This is a genomic window from Psittacicella hinzii, assembly GCF_003585935.1.
Classification (GTDB): Bacteria; Pseudomonadota; Gammaproteobacteria; order Enterobacterales; family Psittacicellaceae; genus Psittacicella; species Psittacicella hinzii.
This window is the reverse complement of the sequence record NZ_NRJG01000197.1, coordinates 1-3,437: the sequence shown is the minus strand read 5'-3', so window position 1 is coordinate 3,437 and position 3,437 is coordinate 1. Positions and strand designations below refer to the sequence as shown.

Annotated in this window: 3 protein-coding genes; all 3 read right to left on the bottom strand. The window is 31.1% G+C overall.

All coding sequences use genetic code 11. The annotated features are described in order from the left end of the window. Window positions 1-233: 233 nt before the first annotated feature. The 3 genes from CKF58_RS08090 to coaBC are packed head-to-tail and all read right to left on the bottom strand — an operon-like array spanning window position 234 to window position 2,771. Window positions 234-842, bottom strand: coding sequence for a hypothetical protein (locus CKF58_RS08090; RefSeq protein WP_119532743.1), 609 nt, complete (start codon window positions 840-842; stop codon window positions 234-236). Window positions 843-884: 42 nt separating this feature from the next. Then, window positions 885-1,352 (bottom strand): dUTP diphosphatase, encoded by a 468-nt coding sequence (gene dut, locus CKF58_RS08085; RefSeq protein WP_119532741.1) that lies wholly within the window; start codon window positions 1,350-1,352, stop codon window positions 885-887. 6 nt (window positions 1,353-1,358) lie between these two features. Next, window positions 1,359-2,771 (bottom strand): bifunctional phosphopantothenoylcysteine decarboxylase/phosphopantothenate--cysteine ligase CoaBC, encoded by a 1,413-nt coding sequence (gene coaBC / locus CKF58_RS08080; protein ID WP_119532739.1) that lies wholly within the window; start codon window positions 2,769-2,771, stop codon window positions 1,359-1,361. Between the last annotated feature and the right edge of the window lie 666 nt (window positions 2,772-3,437).

Below are 3,437 nucleotides of genomic sequence, written 5' to 3'. Positions count from 1 at the left end.
TAAAGAGAGCTAATTGACTTATCGATAGATTAACATGTAGGATTAAATTTACAGCTAATAACTAACAAAAATGATAAATCACAAAATATCTGTAAATAGTATAAACAAATATTTGCATGCACAGGAGATAAAAAATGGTCTACGGAAATTCCATAGACCAAAATATATTAATAATGTGAGTCTTTTCACTAGACTTATATATAAAAGCCAACTTGGAAAAGCTAAATTATTAATTAGAGATCAAATTTTCGGAGACTTAGTTTTAAGATAGCAAATTCATTATTAATATCTCGTTCTAGAGTTTGTAAAATTTGCGTACTAGGATTTTCTCCGATATTTTGAGATATATTTAAATAGATACCGTTTAGCCAATTAACACATAAAGACGATAGCACGTTTGCGTATTGTTCTTTAATATTGTTAAAAATACGTTTAAAAGCAAAGTAAGTAGTCACCGAAACTTCACGACTAGCTTGATTGAATGCTTGATTAGCATATAAATTATTAAAAGCTAGTATATGTGCTAATTGTGGTTGACGGAAAATTATTGCAAGAATACCTTTAATAAAATTACTTACTCTATCTTCTAGTGAATTCGTACCGCTATTTTGTAGAGAATTGTCAAAGATATTTTGAATTTCTACTTCATATTCATGTATAGCATTGATTACTAGTTCATCTACTTTTATTTTACTTAGTCCTAACTTCTTACTCGTAGAGTTAAGTTCATTACAAATAAAAGTTTTAGTTGGTAAATTTTTATTTGTAGATGATAAGTTTTTGATTACTGTACTAGTAACCATCATTTCTGTAATACCATAAAGGTTAGTAATACTATTCATATAAAACTACCATGAATATTGCTAAAAAAGAACAATCTTTTATTACTTATCACCAGTAGATCCAAATCCACCAGCTCCTCGTTCAGATTGATCAAAACTATCAACTTCTTCTAAAATAACACTTTCTATACGTTGGATAACTAATTGCGCAATACGCTCTCCATGCTGTATAGTTTGTGGTTCTGATGAGCGATTCCATAGTGATACCATAAGCTCACCTTGATAATCAGAATCGATTACTCCCACCAAGTTTCCTAAAACAATTCCTCTTTTATGTCCTTGCCCACTGCGTGGATAAATAAAAGCAGCATAGCGACTATCATTGATAAAAATCGCGATCCCTGTTTTTACTAGAAAACTTTGTCCAGGCTGTAAAACAATTTCAGTTTTATTCTCAAGATTAGCTCTAAGATCCATTCCTGCTGAACCTTTAGTGCCATATTGAGGTGTACCAAATTCATTTATAAAGTCTCGATCTAGAACTTTATAAGAAATGTTTAACTTTGTCATACTGGATTACTCTCTTTCTCTATTATATAGTTCTCGTGCGATGTCGAGAACTAATAATTTTGCTACTTTTTCTTTAAGGTCATACCCTAAGTCACAAATAGTTCCATCACGACGATAAAGAACAATATGGTTGAAGTCTGAGTTCCAACCTTGATTTTCTTTAGAAACGTCATTAGCACAAATACAATCACAGCCCTTAGCTGCAATTTTGGTACGTGCATATTGATCGATATTATTTGTTTCAGCAGCAAATCCAACCACATATTTTGGTCTACGTGTCGAGTTAGAAACATTGTAAAGAATGTCAGGATTTTTAACTAGTGTAATAGTTAATTCATCTAGATCATTAGCTTTTTTAATTTTAGTAGTACTTATTTCTTTGGCTCTAAAATCACCAACAGCAGCACAACCAATAAATACGTCAATTTCAATTAAAGCTTCCATTACGGCATTATTCATTTGCTCGGCAGATTCAACTTTAATTGTACGAATACCTTCTGGTACTTCAACTGACAATGGTCCGGCAATCAGAGTAACTTTTGCACCTAGTTTTTGTGCTAAGGCTGCAATATACACTCCCATTTTACCTGATGAATGATTGGTAATGTATCTTACAGGATCAATCATTTCTCTCGTTGGACCTGCAGTTACAATGATTTTTTTACCTTGAAAATTATCGATATGCTGTTGTAATTCCTTTTCAATACGCTCTGCATCACAAGATAAATTAATTGTTTCTTTAGCTTTAGCAGCTAAAGGTGCAACATCAAATTTATCATTTGTTAAGCTATGTTCTTTAACGTATTTTTGTGATTTACAAAAACCTACAGCATTAGTAACGGTTTTATTTTGGTTATTGTCAATAGTTGGGTTGTTAAGCGTTTGGTTAACAATATTTAATAAAACCTCAGGTTCAAGCATACGACCTTGACCTACATCACCACATGCTTGATCTCCTTGATCGGTGTCAAGGACTGTAAAACCATAACTAACAAGTTTTGCTAAATTTTCTTTGTTTGATACTTTATCAAACATTTCTTTATTCATTGCAGGTGCAATTAAAAGAGGGGTTGTTTGTGGTTTAGCAAGAACTAAAGTACTTAATAAATTATTAGCTTCTCCATGTGCTAATTTAGCAATGGTATTTGCTGAAGCTGGAGCAATTAACATTAAATCAGCCCATTTGGCTAATTCAATGTGACCCATAGATAACTCGGCTTCTAAATCAAAAAGCTCTGAATATACTTTATTTTTTGATAAAGCTTGAAGAGTTAATGGGGTAACAAATTCTTTAGCAGCAGAGGTTAATACTACTTTTACGTCGTAACCTTGTTTGACAGCTTCACGTACTAAAAAGACTGTTTTATAGGCTGCAATGCTACCGGTTATACCAATTAATAGTTTATTTTTTGCGAGCATAAAAGACCCTGAAAAAATTTTTAACTTTCTTATTATACCTTTTTCCTCCAGTTAACGATTAGTCAAGTATAAGTAAAGGGAGAAAAATTTACGTTAACTACATTAGTAATCGAGGAAAAAAGTTTCTTTAGGCTAATACTAATAACAAAAGAAACATAAATCTAATCTCTTACAAGAAAGTGAAGCGAAAAACTACTAAACCTAAGCTTTTTTTTCTTTTGAAGAATATGCACTGTGGTGTATCATTTATGGTAAGTCTTTTACTAGATAGTAATTTAAAATTAAGTAGTACTCCACAAATAATACATCTAGATATTTTTAAAGTAACCTTTACTAAGGTTGACAGAAATACGAAAAAATAAATACATAAATTAATACTCGATAAGGCACAAAAATAGTCAAAAACGGATTACTTTTAAGTCAATACTAGGGATTTAGCTCTTGTACCTGACTACAAAAAAAATATTTGCAAGTGTTAATAAAATTTGTTATAATTCTCTAGTGTTATTAAGTTTCAAGACCGATAAAGTATTAAACTTTTGTAAGATCTAAAGATAAGAGATTTAGATTTAGGTCGTTTAACTAGATTGTTTAAACGGTAAGTGATAGTATCACTTATGCGCGTTTATTGTACATTTTTAAGTAGTACCGAGTTTATATACAAGG